We start from the raw sequence: 7,236 nt of genomic DNA, 5'->3' as shown, positions 1-7,236 counted from the left end.
AAAGGCAAAAATTCTCTGTTGCTTGAGATGAAAATTATATTTCTCAGAATTATCTTCTACAGAAAAAATTCAACAATGACTGACAACTGATGAAAATTTATCTGGAAAACTCATATCTGGAAAACCTCTATTTTTCCGAGTCTAAATCAAAGGCAAAAATTCTCTGTTGCTTGAGACGAAAATTCTCTTTGTCAGACTTATCTCCTAGGGAAAAAAGATAAATTCTAAGAATCAAAAAAATTAAGTTAATTATCCCACTAGCTTTCTCCCTACTCCCTAAAAAAACTAAAATGATTTTCCTAGAACTCGTCTTACAAAATTTCGGACCGTACTCCGGTAAACAAACAATAAACCTTCGCCCTACTGTTAGCGATCGCCCCCGTCCTATAATCTTATTTGGAGGTATGAATGGAGGAGGAAAAACTACTCTTTTAGATGCAATTCGCCTCGCACTTTACGGTCATCGCGCTCAATGTTCAACTAGGGGAAATTTAACTTATGGCGACTTTCTTTCTCAATGTGTAAACCGCAATACTCCCCCTACAGAAAAAACTCGTATTGAATTAGCTTTTGAACATATTCAAGATGACCAAATTGTAGAATATCGTATCGTTCGTACCTGGGAAAAAAATCCTAAAGACGGCAAAGATAGTCTGGGAATTCTTGATGGTGAATGGCCTGATTCTTACTTGGCAAATGCCTGGGATGAATATATAGAAAATCTCTTACCTTTGGGAATTTCTAATCTATTTCTCTTTGATGGAGAACAGGTAAAAGAATTAGCTGAACTAGAAACACCACCACCTTTAGTAGTAGATGCGATTCAGTCATTATTAGGATTAGAATTAGCAGAACGTCTCGCAGCAGATTTAGATATTTTGGTGACTCGGAAAAAGAAACAACTTACTAAGACTAAAGAAGTAGCAAATTTAGAGGAAATTGAACAAAAACTCCATCAGCAAAAAACAGATTTAGAAGTTGCTACGGAAAAATTGGCAGATTTGGAAAAGCAATTAAAAAGAGCTACAGAAAAGCAAAAAAAAGCCATGAGAAAATTTGTTTCTGAAGGAGGAAAAATTGCTGGGGAAAGGAGTCAGTTAGAACAAGAGTTTAAAGATATAGAGTTAGATATGGATAATGCTCGTCAGGAAATGGTTGAACTTGCTGGGGGTGCTCTACCTCTAGCTTTAATTTCTCCCCTTTTGGAACAAGCAAGTTCTCAGAGTGATTTAGAAATTTTACGCCACGAAGCAGAAATTGCTTTGGATGCTTTTCAGGAAAGAGATAAACGTCTACTTGATTATCTGAATAATTTATCTATTCCTACTGATAAAGTTAGCAAAATTGAAGAGTTTCTCAATCAAGAAAATTTGACGCTGAAAGAGGATATTAATCAAGGTAACGAACCTTGGTTGTTTGCTCATGAAGAAGCTTTAACTTTACTGGAAAATTTGTTGTGCTATGAGATTGAAAATTCTCTGAAAAATGCTCAGGAACGTTTAACTCATCTGAAAGATTTGGAAGTGGAAATGGATATTCTGGAAAAGCAATTAGCAATTGCAGCATCCCCGGAAGCTTATGAAATTTTGGCAACTGCTTTGCAAGAGGCACAAACTGAGTTAGCAAGGGTACAAGTTGCTTGTGAAAATAGTAAACGCGATCGTAAAAAGTTGGACGATGCGATTAATGAAACTAAGAAAGAATTGTTTAATTATACTGATGAAACTATGGAACGTCACAATATTCAACATATAATTGAGTCTTCTGCAAAAGTTAAGCAGACTTTACAGCTATTTAAGGATAAGTTAACCCTGAAAAAGCTGAATAAATTAGAGATAGAAGTTACTGAATGTTTCCGTTATCTTTTACATAAATCAGACTTAGTTCATAGCGTGGCTATTGATACTCATAATTTTTCTCTTTCTCTCTATGATAATCAAGGGCAACTTCTTCCTAAACATCGAATATCTGCAGGGGAAAAACAGCTTTTGGCAATTTCTTTTTTATGGGGTTTAGCACGGGTTTCTGGTAGACGTTTACCTGTGGCTATTGATACGCCTTTAGGGAGATTAGATTCTTCTCATCGTCAAAACTTAGTTGAACGTTATTTCCCTGCTGCTAGTCATCAAGTTATTCTCTTATCTACTGATACTGAAGTTGGCAAATCAGAAGTAGAAAATCTCCGTAATTTAGAAGCAATCCAATACGAATATTTGCTCAAATATGATTCTCAAAACAATCAGACTAATGTCAAAAAAGGATACTTTTGGTAACTCGCTTTTTTCTCTCTACTTTTTCAAGGCTTTGTTGCTCAGGTAGGAGGAGAAAATATTCATAATTTTGGAGGCGATTGCTTACGAATATTTACTCAAATATGATGCTCAAAAAAAACAGAAAAATATCAAAAAAGGGTATTTTTAGTAAGCCACTTTTTGACTTCTACTTTTTCAAATGAAGTTGTCTAGGTAAAAATAGAAAATATTCAGAATTGAAAGGCGATTCAATAAGAATATTTGCTGGAATCTGATTCTCAAAATAATCAGACAAATCTCAAAAAATGATACTTTTGGTAAGCCACTTTTTTTTCTCTACTTTTTCAACTGAAGTTGTCCAGGTGGAAATAGAAAATATCCAGAATTTAGAGGCGATCGCTTACGAATATTTACTCGAAACAGAGTCCTATAATGGTATATTAGAAAATTAATAGCAATCTACTTCGGTTAATAAACTGACTAATAATTGCTAAAATTTTATTCTAGAGTGGTAGTTTTAAACATATTTATAAGCTTGCCTAGATGTCACAGTTTGAAACTTAGTATCGACAAACTGCACCGGATAATAAGTCTCAATCCATAAATGAGCACCACAAGGTAAGGGGTCATAAGGTTTATAAACAATACGACAAGGGCCATCTATTTCCATCTGATAACCCAAATCGTTACGATTAGTTTGTTTTAAGGCGATTACTGGCATCAATTGCTCCGGGGTCATTTGAGGATCATTTTTAATTCTTTTACCATTAGCCTTAATTTTCTGTTGATTGACATGAATTATTGTAGGTTTCTCTCGGAGTCTCTTACACCAAACACCTTCTGGACCTCTAGTGCCTGGTATTACAACAGGCATTTTATTGTAGAGAGGAATCTGCCAAAATCCTTTGTGTTTGTAAGCCCCTTTTATTCTCTTTTGGGAAAGTAGAACTCTGACTCTTTGACAACAAATACCCAATAAAAAAGCTGCTTCTCTTGTTCCGATAATAATCTTTTTTACTATAGCACTATAGTTTTTATTCATAACTGATAAGTTAATAATACACAAGTTAAAATTTTCTTATAAATAAAATATCTTACAGCATTTTGCGACTCTGTAAAGTACAGTAATAAAAGTTAGCAAAAGAATTTATAATATTTAGTAGTACTACATTAAGTTGCAAACTCCTGTACTTAGGTAGATTATACCAAACAAAATTAATCAATTTTGTAAGTAAACACCATAGAAAAAAATATCTCTCATCTCTAGGTCGGCAATCTGACAACTCTCCTATCTAATATCATGTCTCATTAAATAACTGTAATAAACAATATTTCTCCAACCTGCTAGAGACGCCCTTATGCAACGTCCCTACACAGGGTTTAATTAATGTTACTTGATATAAGTTCTGACTTCAGTTATATTTCATAACAAACTTTCCCTATTAATTTTGTCATAATTGAGTTGAAAAGTTTATATTTTCTAGCTTAGCTAAGTAGAAAATATAGAAACTTTCCAACTCTCCATTATTTTTCAGCAACTTAGTAATAACCAATCATAAATTTTAGAAAAATCTCCTATTCAAACTTATCACTAACTAATAACTAAATAGAACAACTTAAACCACCTGATTTTTGACTAAAAAGAGTATTTTCTCGGTAATCAATAGGGCAATCTATCACAGCAGGAACATCTTGAGCAAGAGCCTCTTTCAGAGTAGGAATTAAATCAACAGCAGACTCCACTCGATAACCTTTCAAACCAAAACTTTCCGCAAACTTAACAAAATCAGGATTGCCAAACTTAATAAAAGAAGACTTGCCAAAATGGTTTTCCTGTTTCCACTCAATCAAACCATAACCACCATCATTAAAAATCAAAGTTACAAAAACAGTACCCACCCGTAAAGCAGTTTCCAACTCTTGACAATTCATCATAAACCCACCATCCCCTGTTGCTGCCACAACCTTACGGTTGGGATGAACTAATTTTGCAGCGATCGCTCCTGGAATAGCAATACCCATTGCAGCAAATCCATTAGAAATCAAACAAGTATTAGGACGGTCACAATGATAATGTCTAGCAATCCACATTTTATGGGCACCAACGTCGGAGATGACAATATCCTCCGGACCCATTACTTGACGCAAATCATAAATTAGTTTTTGAGGCTTAATTGGAAACTCATTATCCTTACCATATCCCTCATATTCAGAGCGCATATTTTTTCTAATTTCTGATACAGTCGGACTTAATTGATTTATGCGCTCCGAGCGTCGCAAAATTTCATTCAAAGAATCAGAAATATCTCCAACTATTTCAGCTATGGGAATATAACTACTATCAATCTCTGCATATTTTGCCCCAATATGAATAATCGGAATTTCGCCTTGAGGATTCCATTTTTTTGGTGAATATTCAATTAAATCGTAACCCACTGCAATAACCAAATCTGTTTGGTCAAAAGCACAACTAATATAATCCCGTTGTTGTAATCCTGTCGTCCATAAAGATAGAGGATGAGTATAAGGAATCACACCTTTACCCATAAAAGTATTAGCAACAGGAATATTTAATTGTGTAGCAAACTCTGTCAAAGCTTCACTTGCATTTCCTCGAATCGCTCCATTTCCAACTAAAATTACAGGATTTTTTGCTTTAGAAATTGCCACTGCTGCTTCGGTCATACTCTGATAAGCAGAATAAGATTTTTCCCGCTTATCTCGATTCAAAGGTTTACCTTCTACAGACATTGCAGCAATATTTTCTGGTAGATCTATATGAACAGCACCAGGCTTTTCTTGTTGAGCTACTTTAAATGCTTTGCGGACAATTTCTGGTGTATTACTAGGGCGAACAATTTGAGCATTCCATTTAGTTACTGGAGAAAACATCGCCACCAAATCTAAATATTGGTGAGATTCTATGTGCATTCTATCTGTACCAACTTGACCTGTAATTGCGACTAAAGGTGCCCCATCTAAATTAGCATCAGCAACACCAGTCATTAAATTAGTCGCACCAGGACCTAATGTTGATAAACAAACTCCTGCTTTTCCTGTTAGACGACCGTAGACATCTGCCATAAAAGCAGCACCCTGTTCATGTCGGGTAGTAATAAATTGGATTGAAGAATTTTTCAGAGCTTCTAGAATATTTAGATTTTCTTCTCCAGGCAATCCAAATACATATTTTACACCTTCATTTTCGAGGCATTTTACTAATAATTCTGCAGTGTTCATTTTTTATTTTTCTCCTTTTATAAAAGGTAGTTAAAAACTAAATCAAAATCAACATTTTCAAATGTAACAATGGGGTTTAGTTGCGGTAATCGTCAAAAGCTTGTTCGAGTATTTTTTGTTGCTATGCTCTAAAGGTTTTAGGTGTTGAAAAAACCTGTTATAACACTAACAAGAGCAATTGGGTTATTAACTCCAGTGTGTTCATAGTGTCTAAAATTGGTTGCAGATTGAATCTCCATTCATTTTTCAAAAAATAATGTTACAAAACTCTGGTTATAGGCAGGAGGGATTTGTAGTAAATATTTATCGCGCCTAGTATAATACCAATTTTATCTGAAGCTACAATTAATTATGAAATTAATTTATTTATTGGTTTTTATCTACAATCAATTATGATTGAAAGTTTATTCTCTGGAGCTTCATTTTAATTTAGTATAACCTAAAACCTGTAACTTTCTTCAATAATAAATGATTAAGGAATATCCAACTGTTCTTCTATTTGATTCCTTTTTCAATTATTAGACATTTCCAGAAACTAAGTTTTACTCGAATTACAAAGATTTGAATTAATTTTCGGAGAAGTCTATTCAACTAAATAAGTCTAACTTTAGAAATGAAATCAAACTCTTGATTTAGAGATAAAAAATTTGATAAATATTTTTTTGCTATTTACCAATTTTTTCTAGGTAATAGATTAAATCTAATCAGGTGTGTTCTAAGTTGTTAGTTGATTTACTAAAATTTGTATCATCCCCGCCGTTCCTTTTCCAGAAAACAGAAAAACTTTCAAGGTAGATAAAAGTAAGACTTTTTGATTCTTTTAGTGTTTTTATTCCAGGAAAAAGTAGGAAGAGTTTTTATTAATCAATAAAAAACGAACTTTCCCTCAACTATCAAAAGTTTTCAAGCTGAAAATTTTTAATTTTACGGTGATACATGAAACAGTCTTAGGTAAATAAAAAGGGATATAGATACAGAAAGTCTACTTAGTAAATATTATCTCAAACTCAACATCTAATACCAATTTTTAGGTATTAATACTATCATAATCAGACTTAAAAAATTACCCTGATTAAGAAATCAAGAATCTAAGTACAGCAATATTTTAGGTAATTGTTATGACTACTAGCCCATCTAGATTTATTTTGTAGCCAAGGTAACTGGTAAGAAGCTGATAAACTAAGTATTGTCGGAAGTCTTTTTACCTACAACTTTAGCTTGAATAGACGTTCTATTACTAATATCTAATTAATTCAGGACTTACACAGTACCATATATATATAGTGTATAATTCCAGCATTATTCTGGATATTGTCACTACAATTAGTGTCGTTGCGTAATTCCTGTCGATCTGGTTATATCTTATTTTGATTTTATGGGAAATTGCAAGACAAAAAAACTATTCTTTCTCACATCTTCATCAAATCTTCATCAAACTTCTCTTTGATCTTCATCAAATCTTCATAGAAGTCTCTGACAGACAACTTATATTCTAACATCATTCAGTTAGGGACTTCCAAAAAATAAAATATACAACCAAAGCCAGTAATTCGGAGAGTATGGATGACGTTGAGTTTGAGATTCGCGCCTAGATGAAAAATTGGGGAGTTTCACACCAGAATTAAAAAATGCGCCAGGGCTAGAGTTTTGTCAATGTCGTCTGGCAAAAATTCCCAAAAATCATATTGCTTGTGCTGCGTTGGTCTGGAATCATTTGAAAAAAATTGCAAATCCATGTGGGAAA

At 33.5% G+C, this 7,236-nt stretch carries 3 protein-coding genes; 1 reads left to right on the top strand and 2 read right to left on the bottom strand.

What is annotated here, in order from left to right; all coding sequences use genetic code 11:
• Positions 1 to 290 precede the first annotated feature (290 nt).
• The gene (gene dndD, locus ACP6PM_RS35340; protein ID WP_426591539.1) at positions 291 to 2,273 is read left to right on the top strand and encodes a DNA sulfur modification protein DndD; all 1,983 of its coding nucleotides are present in this window, start codon (positions 291 to 293) and stop codon (positions 2,271 to 2,273) included.
• Positions 2,274 to 2,769: 496 nt separating this feature from the next.
• On the opposite strand, the gene ACP6PM_RS35335 is transcribed toward dndD, so the two are convergent.
• Positions 2,770 to 3,294, bottom strand: a complete 525-nt coding sequence (locus ACP6PM_RS35335; RefSeq protein ID WP_426591538.1) for a hypothetical protein — start codon at positions 3,292 to 3,294, stop codon at positions 2,770 to 2,772.
• 560 nt (positions 3,295 to 3,854) lie between these two features.
• Positions 3,855 to 5,492, bottom strand: a complete 1,638-nt coding sequence (locus tag ACP6PM_RS35330) for an acetolactate synthase large subunit (protein WP_426591537.1) — start codon at positions 5,490 to 5,492, stop codon at positions 3,855 to 3,857.
• Positions 5,493 to 7,236: the final 1,744 nt, after the last annotated feature.

It is taken from the genome of Dapis brunnea BLCC-M229 (genome assembly GCF_050015995.1).
In the GTDB taxonomy this organism is placed as follows: Bacteria; Cyanobacteriota; Cyanobacteriia; order Cyanobacteriales; family Microcoleaceae; genus Trichodesmium.
Note: the sequence above shows the minus strand (reverse complement) of the source record. Positions and strands in the feature narration are given on the sequence as shown.